Source organism: Gordonia araii NBRC 100433 (assembly GCF_000241265.1).
In the GTDB taxonomy this organism is placed as follows: domain Bacteria; phylum Actinomycetota; class Actinomycetes; order Mycobacteriales; family Mycobacteriaceae; genus Gordonia; species Gordonia araii.
Map to the genome: position 1 here is coordinate 16,428 of NZ_BAEE01000047.1, position 17,558 is coordinate 33,985.

Sequence of the window (17,558 nt, forward strand, 5' to 3'; positions counted from 1 at the left end):
GGTCTGCTCATCAGCCCTTCAAGTCTGCGGCCTCGTGGTCGAGCAGCCAGCTCTTGATATCGAGGCCGTAGCGGAATCCGCCCAGCGTGCCATCGGAGCGCTGAATCCGGTGGCACGGCACGAAGAGCGCGGCGGCGTTGGTGGCGCACGCCTGCGCCGCCGCGCGGATCGCTTGCGCGTTGCCGGCCAACTCGGCGAATTCGGTGTAGGTCCGCGTCTGGCCGGCCGGTACGCCGCGCAGCACTTTCCAGGCCTGCGCGACGAAGGGCCCGCCGACCTGCTCGACCGCGATCTCGTCCACCGCGCCGAGCTCGCCGTCGTAGTAGGCGGTGACCGCGTCGGCGATCCGCCGTCCCGGGGCGTCGTCGTCGGCGCGTTCGACGGTCGCCGGCCGGATGCGAGGGTTGATCAGCGCGGACAGGTATGCGGCGTCGTCGGTCCATCCGGACGCCAGGACGGTTCCCGCGTCGTGAATCGCGGTGAACGGTCCGTTGGGTGTCGCGACGGTGATGCTGTGTGCCGTGCGTTCGGTGTGTTCGGTCATGTCCTGGCTCCTTGCGGTTCGCTGGATTGGGTCGTATTCATCAAGCCGTGCCGCCACAGGTGCATCGAGGCGTAGGAACGCCACGGTGCGACGCCGGCGAGTGCCTCCGCGCCCTCGACGGAGAGTTCGGACGCCACTCTCGCCACCAAGAGGTCGGTGCCGAGCCAGACGTCGGGATCGCCGGCCACCGTCATGGCGAGGTAGTCCGCGGTCCAGGCGCCGATGCCGGGACGCAGCAGTAATGCGACACGTAACTGAGACGCGTCGACCCCTGCGTGCAGTTCCACCTCGCCGTCGGCGACGGCGCGTGCGGCGCCGACGATCGCGTCGATCCTGCGTTTCGGTCCGCGCAGCACCCCGGCACCTTCGCTGGCGATGGCGGCCGGTGTCGGGAACAGTCGATCGGGCCCGTCGTCGCTGGTCCAAGGGGTGGGTTCGCCGAGTTCGGCGACGAGGCGGCCCAGGTGCGTGCGGGCAGCCGCGACGCTGATCTGCTGGCCGACCATGGTCGAGATCAGCGACGTGAACGGATCAGAAGTCCCCGGCACACGTACACCGGGTGCCGTGCGGACCAGGGGGGCCAGCGGACCGTCGGAGAGCGCGGACTCCACCGCCGCGATGTCGGCGTCGAGGTCGAGAAGACGACGGACGCGGCTGACCGCCGTGCCGAGGTCCCGGAGGTCGAGGTGACTCAGCCGCAGGCCGACGTAGTCGTCGTGGAAACCGATCTCCGCAAGGGCCGGGCCGTGGGGCAGGGCCAGGATGCGCTGCGTGCCGGATCCGTGCCCCGGGATCGCGTGGTTGCTCAGGTGCAACCGCAACCAGCCGCTGTGCAGCGGCTTGCGGAACGGTAGCCGCAGGGTGATCGTCTGGTCGGCCGAAGCGCGCGGAGCCGGTCCGCGCAGCTGTGTCGGCGACGTTCCGAACACGGCTTTCATCGTGTCGTTGAACTGTCGGACGCTGGAAAAGCCCGCGGCATAGGCGACTTCGGTCATCGTCAGATCGGTGCGTGTCAGGAGTACGCGCGCATTGGTGGCTCGCTGCGCGCGGGAGAGCGCCAGCGGCCCGGCGCCGAATTCGGCGGTGAGGATCCGTTCGAGTTGGCGCGGGGAGTAGCCCAGCGTGGCGGCCAGCCCGGTCACGCCCTCGCGGTCGACGACGCCGTCGCCGATCAGGCGCATGGCGCGCGCGGCCACGTCGGCACTGTGGTCCCAGCGCGGTGAGCCGGGCACGGCATCGGGAATGCACCGGCGGCAGGCGCGGAAGCCCCGGCGCTGGGCGGCTGCTGCCGTGGTGACGAACTCGACGTTCGCCGGTTTCGGAGTGCGCGCCGGGCACGACGGGCGACAGTAGATCCCCGTGCTCGTCACGGTCGCGAAGAACTGGCCGTCGAAGCGCTCGTCGCGGGATTCGAGCGCGCGGTAGCAGCGGTCGAAGTCCAGCGCTGTCGTCGTCATGCCATCCACTCTGGCACCCTGCGACGACGCGTGGCTAGCGGAAAACCGACATCACGCTTCGCGGGTCGTGTTGGCGGGTTTTCGCGCCGGGTCTGTGTGACAATGCGGCGGTGACCAATGACGCATCGGCCCGCGAAACCGCGCCGGACACCGCACCCGATCGGGACCGACTAGACGTCGCCAGGGACTGGCTCGCCAGTGCTTCGCGAGTGTCGCTGCAGATCATCGCCGTCTGTCTGTTGATCGCGCTCATCGGCATCGTCTTGGGCAAGCTGTGGTCCGGCGTCATGCCGGTGGCGCTCGCGCTGCTGTTCGCGACCGTGATGTGGCCGGCCGTCGCCTGGCTGCGCCGACACGGGATCAAGGACTCCGTTGCCGCCGCGATCGTGACGCTGACCGGCATATTCGTGGTGGTCGGCGTCGTAGCGGGCATCGTGCCGTCCGTGGTCAGCCAAGCCGACGATTTGGGACACAAGGCGGCGGAGGGGATCACCAAGGCGAAGAACTGGCTGCAGGGCCCGCCGTTCAACATCGGCGACGACCAGATCAGCAATCTGCTCGACACGTTGCAGAAGAAGGTTCAGGAGAGCGCCGGGCAGATCGCCCAGAGCGCCGTGAGCGGCGTGAGTACGGCCACGTCGACGCTGATGATGGTTTTCACGGTGCTGATCCTGGTGTTCTTCTTCCTCAAGGACGGGCCGAAGTTCCTCCCGTGGCTGCGCCGCACCGCCGGCGACCGCGCCGGTGGCCATCTGTGCGACCTGCTCGGCCGCATCTGGACCACGCTGTCGGGATTCATCCGCACGCAGGCCATCGTCAGTTTCATCGACGCGATCTTCATCGGTGCCGCGCTGTTCATCCTGGGCGTCCCGCTCGCCGGCGTGCTGACGATCATCACGTTCATCGCCGGTTTCATCCCGATCGTCGGTGCGGTCGTCGCCGGTGCCCTGGCCGTCCTCATCGCCCTCGTCGGCAAGTCGTGGATCGCGGCGCTGATCATGCTCGGCGTGATCCTGCTCGTCCAGCAGATCGAGGGGAACGTTCTGCAGCCCTGGCTGCAGGCGAAGGTCATGCAGTTGCACGCGGCCATCGTCCTGCTGGCGGTGCTGTTGGGCGGATCGATGTTCGGGATCACCGGCGCGTTCCTCGCGGTTCCCGTCGCGGCCACCATCGCGGTCGTGTTCCGCTACGCCAACGAGCAGCTGGCGCGCAAGGCCGGCGAGTTCCCGATACCCGACGAGACGGGGCCTCCGATACCGGACGGGGACGAGGCGCCAGCGCTCGACGACGGGCCGGTGCAGCTCTAGTCGCCGACTGGGCACCTCACCCACGCCGAGTGGGCGGCGGTGACGTGCCCTAGGTACGTACGGCCTCGATCGCCGGTCCGATGATCGACGCCACATCGGCCGCCACGTCGCGATCGCCCTCGGGTGGCATGGCCACATAGCTCAGGGCCATCCGTGTGATCGCGCGCGCGATGCGCAACGCATCGTCGTCGGACATTGATAGCCACGACGACTCGGTCAACGCTTGCTGGAGGATGTCCGACGCGGTCGTGATCAGTGGAGCGGCGTCGGTGGTGATGAGCTTCAAAAGGTCCGGGTTGGCCTCACCGGCGAGCAGCGACGCGACCATCGGGTCGGTGGCGACGCCGGTGAAGAACTCGGTGAAACCGCTGTGCAGCGCTCCGTGGATGTCGTCGGGGTGGCTGGCCAGGGCATCCCTGACGATGGACGCGAGTTGAGCCGCGAGGCGTTGCGCGTACGCCTGCGCCAGCCCGTAACGCGTGCCGAACTCGTTGTAGACAGTCTGCCGGCTCACCCCGGCCGCGGCCGCGACGTCGGACATGCGGACCGCAGACCAGTCCTTCTCGACGAGCAGACCGCGCAGCCCGTCGAGAAGGGAGTTACGCAACAGCGACCGGCTGGCCTGTGCGTAGGTACGGGTCATGCGCCGACCCGCTCCGTCTGCGCCTGCTCGATCTCGGTGCGCATCGCGCGTCCGGCCGCCGGCCTACCGAGGCAGACGGCTCCGACCAGGTCGTCGCCGGCGAAACACCGCACGGTCGCATCGAATTTGGCCAATTCGCCGTCGACGAGGATCCGATCCGCCGTTCCCGGCCATCCCACAATCTGCACGTTTCGACCGTAGTGGACGGTCCACGCCAAGGGAATGCGCGAGACCGCCGACGTGTCGGGGGCGTCGAGTCCGGCGTCGGCGGCGATCGTGGCCGCGACGACCTTGCCGTGTTCGGTCGCGGTCATCCACTGCTCGGCACGTGCCGGCTCGCCGGTCCGCGGGTGCGGGCGGGCGGCGACGTCGCCGGCCGCGTAGACGCCGGGCACCGTGGTGCGCAGCTCCGCGTCGACGAGGATGCCGGCCGGACCGACAGCGGCGCCGGCGGCTTCGGCGAGCCCGGTGTTGGGGACCATGCCGATCGCCGAGATCACCGTGCCCTGGTAGACGTGGCCGTCGGCAGTGGTGACGGTGGCCGGCGTCACCTCGGTGACGTCGACGCCCGTGGCGATCGTGACCCGGTTCGCGCGGTGCAGTTCGGCGAGCAACGTGGCGATCTGAGACGGCAACACCCGACCAAGTACCGTCGGAGCGCATTCCAGAACGATGACGGACTCGGCGCTGGCCGCCGCCGACGCGGCGATCTCCAGGCCGATCAGCCCGCCGCCGACGACCACCACGGGCCGGCCGGGAATCCGTTCCTGCAGCAGGCGGGCATCAGCCGGACGGCGCAGGGTGGCCACCTCGTCGTCGACCGCCGCGACGCCGCGCGGCCGGCCGCCGGTCGCGAGGACCAGGGATTCGTAGGCGAATCGGCGGCCATCGGCGCAGACGACCTCGCGCGTCCCGGTATCCACATCGTCGACGGTGGTCCCGGTGACGATCTCGATGTCGCGCTCGGCCCAGAACTCTGGTTTCCGCAGACGGATCTTCTCGTCGGACAGGTCGGCGGCCAGGAGGTCTTTGCTGAGCGCGGTGCGCCGGTAGGGCAGGTGCTCCTCGTCGCCGATCACGGTCACCGGCGCGGTGTACCCGGCCGAGCGGAGGCTCTCCGCGGCGGTGATGCCGGCGATCCCGCTGCCGACGATCACCGCCCCGGGGACGGCGGTCACGAGCGCGCCACCTCGACCATGGAGAAGTCGCTCTTGGCGGCGCCGCAGTCCGGGCAGCTCCAGTCGTCGGGAATGTCGTCCCAGCGGGTGCCGGGCTCGATGCCGTCTTCGGGCCAGCCCAGCTCCTCGTCGTACTCGAACCCGCACTGTTCACAGCGGTACAGCTTGAAGTCCATGGTCATACTCCTTCGAAATCAATCTTCTCTCGGACCCCGCAGTCGGGGCAGGCCCAGTCATCGGGCACGTCGGTCCAGGCGGTCCCGGCAGGAAATCCCTCGCGCGGGTCGCCGGCGGTTTCGTCGTAGACGTATTCGCACACCGGACAGCGGTAGGCGCTCATGCGGCCGCTCCGTGCTTGGCGAGGATCTTCTCCCGCTTGTTGGGCTGGATGTTCGCCTTGGCGACGTCGCCGTCGTAATGCTCGATGACGCGGTGGTCCATCACCTTGCGCCAGACGGGCGGGAAGTAGGCCAGCGTGATCATGCTGGCGTATCCGCTGGGCAGGTTCGGCGCCTCGTCGAAGCTCCGCAGCACCTGGTAGCGCCGCGTGGGGTTCGCGTGGTGGTCGCTGTGGCGCTGCAGGTGGTAGAGGAAGATGTTGGTGCAGATGTGGTCGGAGTTCCAGCTGTGCTGCGGGGTGCAGCGCTCGTAGCGACCGGTCTTCGTCTTCTGGCGCAGCAGGCCGTAGTGCTCGAGGTAGTTCACGGTTTCCAGCAGGGAGAAGCCGTAGACGGCCTGGATGAGCAGGAACGGCAGGATGCCGATGCCGAAGATGGCCAGCAGTGCGCCCCACAGGACGATGGAGAAGGCCCACGCGTTGAGCACGTCGTTGCTCGGGTGCCAGAAGGACTTGTCGGCACGCTTGAGACGGTTGCGCTCGAGTTCGATCGAAGACTTCAGGCTGCCCCAGACACTGCGCGGCAGGAAGCGCCAGAACGTTTCGCCCAGTCGTGAACTCGCCGGGTCCTCGGGGGTGGCGACCCGCACGTGATGGCCGCGGTTGTGCTCGATGTAGAAGTGTCCGTAGAACGTCTGGGCGAGCGTGATCTTGGACAGCCAGCGTTCCAGGCTGTCCTTCTTGTGGCCGAGTTCGTGGGCGGTGTTGATGCCGATGCCGCCCATCGCGCCGATGGAGAGGGCGAGACCGATCTTCGAGGCGAGGCTCAGCCCGCCGTCGATGCCCATCCAACTGACGCTGTCAGCCGACCACAGGTAGCCGGCGGTGAACAGGCTCGCGATCTGGAACGGGACGTAGGCGTAGGTGCAATAGCGGTAGTACTTGTCGTTCTCCAGTTTCTCGATCAGCTCGTCGGGCGGATTGGAGCCGTCGGGGCCGAAGAAGACGTCGAGGATCGGAAGGAGGACGTAGACCAGCAGAGGTCCGATCCACCACCACATCGGGGAGACGGTGGCGATCAGATGGGTGACCGGGTTGTCGAAGCGGCTGCCCAGCCAGTTGGAGAACGTGATGATTCCGATGCCGACGAAGAGCGCCGTCGGGGCGATGAGGCCCAGGAGCCAGAGATAGCGCTTCTTGTCGCGCCATTCCGTTGGGTCGGCGTCGTCGGAAGTGACGCGTCGCAGGGGGGCTGTGGTCATGATGACCTCCTTGTAACTGAGTCGGACTGTGACTGCTGACACTAGACATTAGATGATGAGATGTCGAATGTCTATACATTCGATCTCAAATGTAAAGCGACAGGCGGCGCAATGATCGGGTTGCCTGGCGCGTTCTATACGATGGCCGGGAAGATTTTGCTGCTCACGGGCGTGGGCGATGGCGCGGGTGTCGAGAGGGGACGTGGCGTGGGATTGGCCGAGCGAATTGCTCAGCGCGACGACGGGGTGTTGCTGTTCAGCTTGACCCCGCCGCGGTCCGCGACGTCGCCCGATGATGCCCAGCGCATCGCCGACGTCACGCTCGCGCGCCTCGAATCGCTCGATCTCGACGGCCTGGTCCTCTACGACATCGACGACGAGAGCGACCGCAATCCCGCGGAGCGTCCGTTCCCGTATCTGCCGACCATGGACCCGGCCGCGTTCCTCGCCGACCACCTCTCGCGGTGGAGGCGTCCGGTCGTCGTCTACCGCTGCGTCGGTAAGTACGACGAGTCGTCGATGGAGGAATGGCTCGCCCGGCAGGACCCCGCATCAGTGTTGACCGTGTTCGTCGGCGCTTCGTCCGACGACAAGCCTCGGGCGTTGGAGCTGCCTGCCGCGCAGAAACTCCGCGCCGAAGTGAACCCGAAGCTCCAGCTGGGCGGCGTGGCCATCCCGGAACGCCATTCGCGCACGGGTGCGGAGCACCTGCGGATGGTCGCCAAACAGCAGTCCGGGGTGTCGTTCTTCGTCACGCAGGTCGTCTACGACGTCTCGGCGGCCAAGTCGATGCTGTCGGACTACTTCTACGCCTGCGCCGAGGCCGGCCTGGCGCCGGTCCCGGTGATCTTCACGCTCTCGGTGTGCGGATCGATGAAGACCGTCGAGTTCCTCGAGTGGCTCGGCGTCGACGTTCCGCGCTGGTTGCGCAACGACCTCGCCCATTCCGACGATCCGCTGGCGGCGTCGTTCCGGCAATGCATGGCCGCCGCCGATGAACTGGCCGATTTCGCGCGCCGACTGGGCACGCCGCACGGTTTCAACGTCGAGAGCGTCTCCAATCGCCGACGGGAGATTGAGGCGTCGGTGGAGTTGGCAGCGCGGCTGCGGCCCTAGGTTGGCCTTCGCTCTCTATTTCACCGACCCGTCGACCGGTCCGGCGGTCAACATGGCGTAGATGGCGGCGCGCAGGTCGGATCGCTTCTCGTCGTCGTAGAGTTCGGTCAACGCCGTTTCGGCGACCATCGCGACGGTCATGGCGGCCACCGCCTTGGGGTCGGACCAGCCGATGAGCGCGATGTCCGGCCGCATCAGGTCGGCGGCGTCGGCGTTGCGGCGCACGACTTCGGGGAGCAGATCGGCGGCGGTGCGCGACTGGGCGAGGAGGGCCTTGGTCGCTTTCGTCCGCCGACACGCGTCGAGGAAAGTCTCGATGCCGGTGCGCAGGCGTTCCGGTCCGGGATCCATGCCGCCGATGGCGGCGTTCACCTCTGCGTTCAGCTCGTCGTGATAGGCGCGGTGCAGCGCGACGAGGTACTCGCGCCGATTCGCGAAGTGGTGGTAGAAACTGCCCTTCGCCATCCCTGCCGCGTCGACGACGGCGTTTACCGACAGGCCGACTAGGCCGCGCTCGGCCGCGACGTCGACGCCGGCCTCCAGTAGCGCGTTGCGTCCGGGTTCGGCAGGGCGTGCCATGTGGCTTCTCCTTCGTCGGAATCGGACTCATCGTAGCCCGAGTGCGGACGATGCTACGGTAATGACCGACCGGTCGGTCAGTTAACCGTAAGGAGTCACCACCATGAGTCGTATTCGCAGAATCCTCCGGGCGTCGGCAGTCGTCTCGGCGACGATGCTCGTCGCCCTCGCTGGCAGCGCCGGAAAGGCAGACGCGTCGCCGAGCTACAGCTACCTGTCGGGTCTGGCCGCGCAGCTCACCGCGCCGGGCTCCGCGCCGCCGGGTGCCAACGACTGGCAATGTCGGCCGGACGCGCGGCATCCCGAGCCCGTGGTGCTGCTCCACGGCCTCAGCAACGACACGATCACCTGGAACACGATGGCTCCAGTGCTCGCGCGCGCCGGGTACTGCGTGTTCACCACGACCTACGGCCGCGACTGGCTTGGACCCGTCGGCGCTGTGACCACGGTCCAGGAGAGCGCGCGGCAGATCGCGCGGTTCATCGATCGGGTGCGCGCAGCGACCGGCGCGGCGAAAGTGGATCTGGTCGGTCACTCGATGGGCGGCGCGATTCCGTTCTACTACTTGAACTATCTCGGGGGAGTGCCCAAGATCGACGACTACGTGACGCTCGGCGCACCCTTGCACGGATCGAACGTCAGCGGTGTGCAGACCGCGTTGGCGGGCCTGATGAACATCCCGGGCGCGGCGCGGCAATGCGGTGGCCCTTGTCAGATGAACCCGGGGTCACCGTTCCTGCGCATCCTCAATCCGGATCCGCGTATCGCACCCGATATCGACTTCACGACGATCGTGACGCGCTACGACGAGGTGGCCACGCCGTATCAAACCGGGCTGCTTCGGGGTCCCAACGTGCGTCGCGTGATTCTGCAGGACCGCTGCGCCAGCGACTACACCGAGCACTACGAGATGACGGCCGATCCCGTCGCGGTGCGGGAAGTCCTCAACTCGCTCGACCCCGCGCACGCACGTCGGCCCGACTGCACCACGGTGCTGCCGTTTATCGGGCCGGTCGGGCGATAATCCGGCGCGGGCACCGACGAATCAGTCGTCGAGCGCGCTGATCGCGATGCCGTAGGGGAGGAAGCGGACGCGACGGTGCTCGTCGGTGTTGTGCTGGTTGGCCCGCAGGGCTTCGATCTCGGTGGGGAAGACCTGCTCGACGCGGGCCGTCTCACCGTCGTGGGCGATGATCGCCCAGACGCCGTTGCCGGCGTCGGCGGCGGTCTCGGGCTCCGGTCGTGCCGCGCGAGTGTCGCGCGCGGTGGCGAAGGCCGACGTGAACGCGGGGCCCTGGTTTTCCACGAACTTGGCGAACATCCCGCGCAGGCTCTCACCGGCGTCGCGGGCGAAGCGGTCGAAGTCGTCGGGGTCCATGCCGAAGGGGCCGTCGTTGTAGGACATGGTTTCTCCTCGGGGAGTATGCGGCGTATTGCTCAGTAAACGCGCGGTCCGGCCGGAATGTTCCGGAACCGGCACCGATAGACTGACGACCCGTGAGTCTTACCCTCGGAATCGTCGGGCTGCCCAACGTCGGCAAGTCCACCCTGTTCAACGCACTGACGCGCAACGATGTGCTCGCCGCGAACTACCCGTTCGCCACGATCGAGCCGAACATCGGGGTGGTGGAGTTGCCCGACAAGCGCCTCGAGCGCCTCGCCGAGATCTTCGGCAGCGAACGCATCCTCCCGGCGACGGTCTCCTTCGTCGACATCGCGGGCATCGTCAAGGGAGCCTCGGAGGGCGAGGGGATGGGTAACCAGTTCCTCGCGAACATCCGGGAGGCCGACGCCATCTGCCAGGTCGTGCGCGTCTTCGCCGACGACGACGTCGTGCACGTCGACGGACGGGTCGACCCGCTGGCCGACATCGAGGTGATCGAGACCGAGCTGATCCTCGCCGACCTGCAGACGTTGGAGAAGGCGATTCCGCGCCTGGAGAAGGACGCGCGCAAGAGCAAGGATCTCGCCGAGACGCTGGCCGCTGCCCAGCAGGCGCAGGAGATCCTGAACGGCGGCAAAACGCTGTTCTCCCAACAGGATTCCTTCGACCTGGCGTCGGTGCGCGAGCTGCACCTGATGACCACCAAGCCGTTCCTCTACGTCTTCAACGCGGACGAGGCGGTGCTCACCGACGACGCGCGCAAGCAGGAGCTGCGCGATGCGATCGCCCCGGCCGACGCGGTCTTCCTCGACGCGAAGGTCGAGAGCGAGTTGTTGGAGCTCGACGAGTCCGATGCCCAGGAACTGCTCGACTCGATCGGGCAGGACGAGCCGGGCTTGCGGTCGCTGGCGCGTGCCGGCTTCCACACGCTGGGGCTGCAGACGTACCTCACGGCAGGTCCGAAGGAATCTCGCGCCTGGACGATCCACCAGGGCGACACCGCCCCCAAGGCCGCCGGCGTTATCCACACCGACTTCGAGAAGGGCTTCATCAAAGCCGAGATCGTGTCCTTCGAGGACCTCGACGCGGCCGGCTCCATGGCTGCGGCCAAGGCCGCCGGCAAGGTCCGCATGGAGGGCAAGGACTACGTGATGGCCGACGGGGATGTCGTGGAGTTCCGTACAGGGCTTACTTCAGGATCGAAGAAATAGCGCAGCTCGGCTGCGGGTAGGAGGATCGGCAACGTGGCCACTGATGAAAAGATCGAAGCTCTGACTCGCTCCAAGCAACGCGTTGCCGATCACGGCGAGGTATTCACGCCAGCGTGGATGGTTGAGGGCATGCTCGATCTGGTCAAGGACGAGGCCGAGCGGATCGATTCTCGCGTGCTTGAACCCGCGTGTGGCTCGGGCAACTTCCTCGTTCCCGTCTTGGCTCGCAAGCTCGTCACGGTCGAGTTCCGCCACGGCAGGAGCGAGTTCGAGAAGCGTCACTACGCGCTATTCGCGCTGATGTGCACGTACGGCATCGAGCTCCTCAGTGACAACGCCGAGGAGTGCCGTGGCAATCTTGCCGAGGTGTTCGCCACGTTCTTGGGCATCAGCAACGATGACCAGTGGGCGCGAGCGGCACGCGCGGTCCTAGCCGTGAACATCGTCCAGGGCGATGCCTTGACCATGACCGTGCCCAGTGGTCAACCGATCACCTTTCCTGAGTGGGGCTACCTCGGCAAAGGAAAGTTCCAGAGGCGCGACTTTCGCTACGACGACCTCACCCAGCGCGCGTCATACGAGGGCACGCTGTTCGGCGAACTCGACGACGACGATCTGTTTGTTCCCGCGCAGACCTATCCGACGATGACCGTCAGCCAGATCGCCGAGGCCGACGCATGACCCTTGCACCGTTCACCTTACGGGCGCACAACCCAGATGTTCTGACCTGCATCGCAAACCTCTCCAATGATGAGGTCTTCACCCCGCCAGAGTTCGCGAACCAGATGCTCGACACGCTCGCTGCCTCGTGGGCAGACGACAACGACGGCGCCGATATCTGGGCCAACCCCGATGTCACGTTTCTCGATCCGTTTACCAAGTCCGGTGTGTTCCTCCGCGAGATCGTGCGTCGGCTCACCGACGGGTTGACCTTGGCTATCCCCGACCTCGCCGAACGTGTCGATCACATCCTCACCCGTCAGGTGTTCGGCATCGGGATCACCCAGCTCACTGCACTGCTGGCTCGTCGGAGCGTCTACTGCTCGAAGTTCGCCAACGGTCCGCACTCGATCGCCAAGTCATTCACGACTGAGGACGGCAACATCTGGTTCGGGCGCACCGAGCACACCTGGGCCGGCGGCAAACGCGAGTTTCGCGCCGATCCTCTGACGAGCGAAGAGGTCGCGTTCTACACAAGTCGCAAATGCGTCTACTGCGGGGCGGCCGAGGACGACTACGCCCGTGGCGACGAACTTGAGACTCACGCCTACGCCTTCATCCACACCGACGACATCAAAGCTCGCATCGCCGAGCTGTTCGGAGACAGCATGCAGTTCGACGTCATCATCGGCAACCCGCCCTACCAGCTCAGCGACGGCGGACACGGAACCAGTGCTGCGCCGATCTACCAGATGTTCGTTGAGCAGGCCAAGAAGCTTGATCCCCGCTTCCTCACAATGGTCATTCCCTCCAGATGGTTTGCCGGTGGCAAGGGGTTGGAGGATTTCCGCGAGTCGATGCTCAAAGACGGACGCCTTCGCTCGATAGACGACTTCCTCAGTGCGGCTGATGTCTTTCCGGGCGTTGGTCTTAAGGGGGGCGTGAACTATTTCCTCTGGGATCGTGACCATCCTGGAGAGTGCGTGGTCACGACCCACTTCAAGGGATGGGATGACTCGACCGACACCCGACCGCTACTCGAAGAAGGCGCCGATGTCTTCATACGCTTCAATGAGGGTGTTTCCATCCTAAAGAAGATCATGAAGGTCGAGCTCGCAGGGCAGCCGAGCGTTGCCCTCCCGGCCGAGAAGAGCTTCAGTGAACTCGTGAGTTCGGCCCGTGCGTTCGGGTTGCGTACCTTCTTCAAGGCGAAGTCGGTCGCCAGCCCCGAGGATGTGAAAGTTTACCAGAACGGTGGCATCGGCTACATCGCGAGGAGTGAAGTGGCTTCTGGCAAAGCGTTGATCGACAAGTGGAAGATCTTCGTCAGTTACGCAGCTCCGGGTACCGGCAATAAGGACTCGTATCCCCACCGCGTCATCAGCACGCCATTCCTCGGCGAACCCGGGAGCATCTCCACGGAGACATACCTGGCCATCGGCCCCTTCGATTCGAAAGAGGAAGCAGAGAGTGCGCTCTCGTACCTGTCTTGCCGGCTGACGCGCTTGTTGATTCAGCTCCGAAAGGCCTCCCAGCATGTTACGAGCAGGGTCTACGGGTTCGTGCCCGTTCAAGAGTGGACCAAGCAGTGGACCGACTCTGACTTGTATGCGAAATACCGTCTGACCGATGAGGAGATCGCTTTCGTCGAGAAAGTAGTCCGTCCGATGGAGTTGGGAATCAATGAGTAGAAGTCTCGACGAGCTTCTCCCGGAGAGGCCGAAGGCACGCCTACGCATCTACGCGTGGTCGCCGAATGATCCACCCGCGGGATATGCGGGGCTGCTGAAGGTGGGACAGACGACCAAGACGGACGTGAACGCCCGTATCCGCGAGTCGCAGGGCCAGATGCAACAGGCCTACACGCTCCACGTGGATGAGCTCGCTGAACGCGGCGATGGGTCGATCTTCCGCGACACAGATGTGCGTCAACGGTTGGTCGACAAGGGCTTTGAGAACCCGATCTTCGGCTCAGCGCGAGAGTGGATGCGGTGCACGCCAGACGATGTGCGCACGGCGATCACGGAGCTTCGCACTGGTGTGAAACTCAGTGGAACCCATCATGAGACTTTCCCCATGCGACCCGAGCAAGTCAGCGCCGTCGAGAAGGCGCAGGGCTACTTCGGGTCGATTTGGGCCGAGGATTACCACGCAGTGCCGCGCTTCCTGTGGAACGCCAAGATGCGCTTCGGAAAGACCTTCGCCTCCTATCAGCTCGCGAAGCGGCTCGGCGCGAGACGCATCCTCGTGGTCACCTTTAAGCCTGCGGTGGAAGATGCCTGGCAGACCGACCTGGAGTCTCATGCCGACTTCGACGGCTGGCAGTATCACTCTTCGGCTACAGGGGGTAGCCCGGACGATGCCGACAAGACGAGACCGTTGGTCTACTTCGGCTCGTTCCAGGACCTGCTCGGGCGCGACAGGAAGACCGGACTCATCAAACCGAAGAATGAGTGGGTTCACTCCACCAGCTGGGACCTCGTCATATTCGACGAGTACCACTTCGGTGCCTGGCGAGAGTCTGCCAAGGAGCTGTTCGAGGGCGAGGACGAGAAGGTCAAGCAGAAGGAACTGGCCGCCGAGTACAATGACGGTCTCGCGGCCTTCGACGAGGAGCTTGACGAGCTCGGCAACGACGAGGACGAATTCCTGCCGATCACCACCCGCGCTTACCTGTACCTGTCGGGCACACCGTTCAAGGCGCTGGCAACCGGAGAGTTCATCGAGGAGCAAATCTTCAACTGGACCTACACCGACGAGCAGCGCGCCAAGGCCGAGTACACCGACGCGCACCCGGCCGCCTGGAACCCGTACGGGGCACTCCCGGAGATGCGCCTGTTCACCTACCAGATGCCTGACGAGTTGATCGCCGTTGCGAATCAGGGAGAGTTCGACGAGTTCGACCTCAATGAGTTCTTTGCGGCAAAGGGCATCGGCAAGGACGCCGAGTTCACCCACAAGACCGACGTGCAGAAGTGGCTCGACCTCATCCGTGGCGCTCACCTGCCCACCCAGGTCGACGCCATGCGAATGGGCACCCGCCCGCCCTTCCCGTACTCTGATGTCCGGCTTCTGCCGTACCTCCAGCACTCGTTCTGGTTCCTCCCCAACGTTGCTGCCTGCGCGGCAATGGCGAACCTGCTCGCGGAGAAGCAGAACGTGTTCTGGCACGACTACAAGGTCCTCGTCGTCGCGGGCGCCGGCGCGGGGATCGGGCTGGATGCACTGCCGCCAGTGCGATCGGCGATCGGCGACGGCAACGCAACGAAGACCATTACCCTGTCGTGCGGCAAACTGACCACGGGCGTCACCGTCAAGCAGTGGTCCTCGATCCTGATGCTGCGCAACCTCAACTCGCCCGAGACGTATTTCCAGGCAGCATTCCGTGTGCAGTCACCGTGGTCGATCAAGAATCCCGACGGCGACAACCCGAGCGCCGAAGCAGTCCTCAAGCCCGTGTGCTTCGTGTTCGATTTCGCGCCCACCCGCGCACTGCGTCAGATCGCCGACTACGGTGCGGGCCTGTCGCCGGAGACGCCGAACCCGGAGAAGGCCGTGGAGGAGCTCGTGAAGTTCCTACCCGTGTTGGCCTACGACGGGTCGAACATGACTCAGGTCGATGCCGGCGGCATCCTCGACATCGCGATGTCGGGCACCTCCGCGACCCTCCTGGCCCGCAAGTGGGAGTCCGCGATCCTCGTCAATGTAGACAACGACACTCTGCGCAAGATCATAAACAACCCTGACGCACTCAACGCTGTCATGAATATCGAAGGCTTCCGTGCACTCGGCAACGACATCTTCGAGACCGTCGTCAACAAGAGCGACGCCGTGAAGAAGGCGAAGAAGGAGAAGGGCGAGGACATCACTCCGGCGGAGAAGAAGGAACTCACAGCGGAGGAGAAGGAGTACAAGTCCAAGCGGAAGCAGATTCAGGAGAAGTTGGTCAAGTTCGCCACCCGTATTCCGGCGTTCATGTACCTGACTGACTTCCGCGAGAACACCCTCCAGGACGTCATCACCAAGCTCGAACCCGGCCTGTTCCGTACCGTGACCGGGCTGACAGTCGAGGACTTCCACCTTCTCGTGAACCTCGGCGTCTTCAACGCCACTCACATGAATCAAGCAGTGTTTGCCTTCCGGCGATACGAGGACTCATCTTTGGCGTACACCGGAATCGAATCTCACGCTGGCTTGCGGCACTACGGCCTGTACGACACAGTGGTGGCTGCCGAAGAGTGCCGGTTATAGTCACGTGCGGACTACGGCCCCTGTCTGGACTATCGGGGTGGTGCGCCTCCGATCAATGATCCAGCTCTAGCGCCGACACGGTCAGAGATCTGCCAAGAATCCTCTCCGAACTGTCGGTGCCTGCTGGCACCATGCTGAGTGAACCGGGAATGCCCGGACGAACGACATCGGGAGGTTCCCATGGCGCAGCGCGCATTCATCAGCTTCGACTACGACCACGACGCCAGGCAGAAAGACCTGCTCATAGGGCAGTCGAAGAACGCTGACTCGCCGTTCGTCATCCACGACTGGTCGCTCAAGGAGCCGTCGCTCGACTGGAAGGCGCGGGCGCGCCGGCAAATTACGGCCAGCGGCCTCGTCATCGTGCTCTGCGGTAAGCACATGGCCTCGGCGTCCGGCGTTGCCGTCGAGTTGTCCATCGCCCAGGAGGAAGACGTCCCGTACTTCCTACTGGCCGCGTACTCGGAGGGGGCGACCCAGCCAACGACGGCGAAGTCCGCGGACAAGATCTATAAGTGGACCTGGGACAACCTCAAGGCGTTGGTCGGCGGCGCTCGGTGACCGAGGAAGCCGGGTCGGCCGACCCCCGGGTGATGGAGGCGTACAAGCTCGCCGTCGAGATGGCGGATCGGATGTCCGCTCGCCGCGCTGTCGCCAACGCCTTCTTCCTTACGGTTAACACCACCCTGGTGGCCGTTGTCGGGCTGCGCGCCCAGGTGCGCGGCTCAGGACTTCCATACTTCGCCGTCTGTGCCGCTGGCGTCGTCGTGGCGGTGTGCTGGTGGTTCCTTCTCCAGAACTATCGTCGGCTCAGCGAGGCCAAGTTCGTCGTCATCAATCGGATTGAGGACGCCTACCTCCCCGTGAAGGTGTTCAAAGACGAATGGACTGAGCTCGGGGGCGACGACCCGCCAGCGAGCAGGCGAGCGAGGGTGAAGGCCGGGCTGAAACAGCTCGGGGGAGTCGAGAGGCTCGTGCCGATCGTATTCGCTCTGTTGTACATCGTGCTATTCATCGGCAGACTGGCCGGATGACGACCTACCTGGAGCGCGACGCAGACCTGGTTAGGCAGTGCCTTCCAGCAGGCGTCGTTGCCCCCGACGACTCAGACGATCTCTTCCTGATGTACGCGGTGCTCCTCCGTGCCAAGGGGGCGGGGACCGAGGCTGCCGACGTCCACGACGCGTGGTCCGCATGGATGATCGGAATCGATCCCGGCCACGAGTCGATCCGCCCCTTCGCGGATCTCGACCCGGAGACGCGCGGCGAGGACGGCCCATACCTGCTCGCGATCAGGGCGGCCGCCGCCCGTTCCTAGCGCTCGCACAGGCGCTGACGACCCTCGCTTGAGTTGACGCGTGCAGAGGTTGGTATGTGTCGGAACTCGGTGACTTTCAAGTCGCAGGTCAGAGTGGGGACATTGCGATGCTCATCAAACAGGTCCTAGCGGACTGGGAGTGAGCTGGGCATGGCCTCACGCGAAGTCCGGTCGGCAGCTGCCTGCAACACGAATCGTCCTGCGGCGGCAATTAGCTGGGTATGATCCGGGCGCAGCCTACGCGCTGACCGGCGTGGCGCTCCGCGACCCCTTCATTCGACTCAGGAGAGGATGGTCCGACCTAGATGGTC

Annotated in this window: 19 protein-coding genes; 10 read left to right on the forward strand and 9 right to left on the reverse strand. The window is 65.3% G+C overall.

Going from position 1 to position 17,558, the window contains the following annotated elements; genetic code table 11:
* Nucleotides 1-10: 10 nt before the first annotated feature.
* Complete coding sequence (locus GOARA_RS08105) at nucleotides 11-544, reverse strand: methylated-DNA--[protein]-cysteine S-methyltransferase (RefSeq protein WP_007321855.1); 534 nt, start codon at nucleotides 542-544, stop codon at nucleotides 11-13.
* The gene (locus GOARA_RS08110) at nucleotides 541-2,001 is read right to left on the reverse strand and encodes a DNA-3-methyladenine glycosylase 2 family protein (RefSeq protein WP_007321856.1); all 1,461 of its coding nucleotides are present in this window, start codon (nucleotides 1,999-2,001) and stop codon (nucleotides 541-543) included. Before GOARA_RS08110 ends, GOARA_RS08105 begins: the two co-directional genes overlap by 4 nt.
* Nucleotides 2,002-2,111: 110 nt before the next feature.
* Between GOARA_RS08110 and GOARA_RS08115 the strand changes: the two genes are divergently transcribed.
* Nucleotides 2,112-3,308 carry an AI-2E family transporter gene (locus GOARA_RS08115; RefSeq protein WP_007321857.1) on the forward strand — a complete coding sequence of 399 codons (1,197 nt, stop codon included), beginning with the start codon at nucleotides 2,112-2,114 and terminating at the stop codon, nucleotides 3,306-3,308.
* Nucleotides 3,309-3,357: 49 nt separating this feature from the next.
* On the opposite strand, the gene GOARA_RS08120 is transcribed toward GOARA_RS08115, so the two are convergent.
* Genes GOARA_RS08120 through GOARA_RS08140 form a run of 5 tightly spaced genes read right to left on the reverse strand, consistent with a single transcriptional unit; the run spans nucleotide 3,358 to nucleotide 6,728 of the window.
* Nucleotides 3,358-3,951 (reverse strand): TetR/AcrR family transcriptional regulator, encoded by a 594-nt coding sequence (locus GOARA_RS08120; protein WP_007321858.1) that lies wholly within the window; start codon nucleotides 3,949-3,951, stop codon nucleotides 3,358-3,360.
* The gene (locus GOARA_RS08125; protein ID WP_007321859.1) at nucleotides 3,948-5,129 is read right to left on the reverse strand and encodes an NAD(P)/FAD-dependent oxidoreductase; all 1,182 of its coding nucleotides are present in this window, start codon (nucleotides 5,127-5,129) and stop codon (nucleotides 3,948-3,950) included. The genes GOARA_RS08120 and GOARA_RS08125 overlap by 4 nt, the downstream gene beginning before the upstream one ends.
* The gene (locus GOARA_RS08130; protein WP_170265753.1) at nucleotides 5,126-5,311 is read right to left on the reverse strand and encodes a rubredoxin; all 186 of its coding nucleotides are present in this window, start codon (nucleotides 5,309-5,311) and stop codon (nucleotides 5,126-5,128) included. Before GOARA_RS08130 ends, GOARA_RS08125 begins: the two co-directional genes overlap by 4 nt.
* Complete coding sequence (locus GOARA_RS08135) at nucleotides 5,308-5,469, reverse strand: rubredoxin (RefSeq protein ID WP_007321861.1); 162 nt, start codon at nucleotides 5,467-5,469, stop codon at nucleotides 5,308-5,310. The genes GOARA_RS08130 and GOARA_RS08135 overlap by 4 nt, the downstream gene beginning before the upstream one ends.
* Nucleotides 5,466-6,728, reverse strand: a complete 1,263-nt coding sequence (locus GOARA_RS08140; protein WP_007321862.1) for an alkane 1-monooxygenase — start codon at nucleotides 6,726-6,728, stop codon at nucleotides 5,466-5,468. Before GOARA_RS08140 ends, GOARA_RS08135 begins: the two co-directional genes overlap by 4 nt.
* Nucleotides 6,729-6,935: 207 nt before the next feature.
* Here GOARA_RS08140 and GOARA_RS08145 point away from each other — a divergent pair, with 207 nt between their 5' ends.
* On the forward strand, nucleotides 6,936-7,844 hold the full coding sequence (locus GOARA_RS08145) for a methylenetetrahydrofolate reductase (protein ID WP_050947208.1): 909 nt from the start codon (nucleotides 6,936-6,938) through the stop codon (nucleotides 7,842-7,844).
* Between the two features lie 15 nt (nucleotides 7,845-7,859).
* Here GOARA_RS08145 and GOARA_RS08150 read toward each other — a convergent pair whose 3' ends face one another.
* Complete coding sequence (locus tag GOARA_RS08150) at nucleotides 7,860-8,423, reverse strand: TetR/AcrR family transcriptional regulator (protein WP_007321864.1); 564 nt, start codon at nucleotides 8,421-8,423, stop codon at nucleotides 7,860-7,862.
* Nucleotides 8,424-8,526: 103 nt separating this feature from the next.
* Here GOARA_RS08150 and GOARA_RS08155 point away from each other — a divergent pair, with 103 nt between their 5' ends.
* A complete protein-coding gene (locus GOARA_RS08155) occupies nucleotides 8,527-9,447 on the forward strand; it encodes a lipase family alpha/beta hydrolase (RefSeq protein ID WP_007321865.1) in 921 nt (306 codons plus the stop codon).
* A 21-nt stretch (nucleotides 9,448-9,468) separates the two neighbouring features.
* On the opposite strand, the gene GOARA_RS08160 is transcribed toward GOARA_RS08155, so the two are convergent.
* Nucleotides 9,469-9,828, reverse strand: a complete 360-nt coding sequence (locus GOARA_RS08160; RefSeq protein WP_007321866.1) for an Rv0313 family protein — start codon at nucleotides 9,826-9,828, stop codon at nucleotides 9,469-9,471.
* Nucleotides 9,829-9,920: 92 nt separating this feature from the next.
* Here GOARA_RS08160 and ychF point away from each other — a divergent pair, with 92 nt between their 5' ends.
* The 7 genes from ychF to GOARA_RS08195 all read left to right on the forward strand — a co-directional run bounded on the left by ychF (nucleotide 9,921) and on the right by GOARA_RS08195 (nucleotide 17,247).
* A complete protein-coding gene (gene ychF, locus GOARA_RS08165) occupies nucleotides 9,921-11,018 on the forward strand; it encodes a redox-regulated ATPase YchF (protein WP_007321867.1) in 1,098 nt (365 codons plus the stop codon).
* Between the two features lie 33 nt (nucleotides 11,019-11,051).
* The gene (locus GOARA_RS08170) at nucleotides 11,052-11,699 is read left to right on the forward strand and encodes an N-6 DNA methylase (protein ID WP_007321868.1); all 648 of its coding nucleotides are present in this window, start codon (nucleotides 11,052-11,054) and stop codon (nucleotides 11,697-11,699) included.
* Nucleotides 11,696-13,369 carry an Eco57I restriction-modification methylase domain-containing protein gene (locus tag GOARA_RS08175; RefSeq protein ID WP_007321869.1) on the forward strand — a complete coding sequence of 558 codons (1,674 nt, stop codon included), beginning with the start codon at nucleotides 11,696-11,698 and terminating at the stop codon, nucleotides 13,367-13,369. Before GOARA_RS08170 ends, GOARA_RS08175 begins: the two co-directional genes overlap by 4 nt.
* Nucleotides 13,370-13,469: 100 nt before the next feature.
* Nucleotides 13,470-15,929, forward strand: a complete 2,460-nt coding sequence (locus GOARA_RS08180; RefSeq protein ID WP_245548389.1) for a restriction endonuclease — start codon at nucleotides 13,470-13,472, stop codon at nucleotides 15,927-15,929.
* A 180-nt stretch (nucleotides 15,930-16,109) separates the two neighbouring features.
* Nucleotides 16,110-16,490, forward strand: coding sequence for a TIR domain-containing protein (locus GOARA_RS08185; protein ID WP_007321871.1), 381 nt, complete (start codon nucleotides 16,110-16,112; stop codon nucleotides 16,488-16,490).
* Entirely contained in the window at nucleotides 16,487-16,963 is a 477-nt protein-coding gene (locus GOARA_RS08190; protein ID WP_007321872.1) for a RipA family octameric membrane protein, read from the forward strand. Before GOARA_RS08185 ends, GOARA_RS08190 begins: the two co-directional genes overlap by 4 nt.
* Entirely contained in the window at nucleotides 16,960-17,247 is a 288-nt protein-coding gene (locus GOARA_RS08195; RefSeq protein ID WP_007321873.1) for a DUF7701 domain-containing protein, read from the forward strand. The genes GOARA_RS08190 and GOARA_RS08195 overlap by 4 nt, the downstream gene beginning before the upstream one ends.
* Nucleotides 17,248-17,558: the final 311 nt, after the last annotated feature.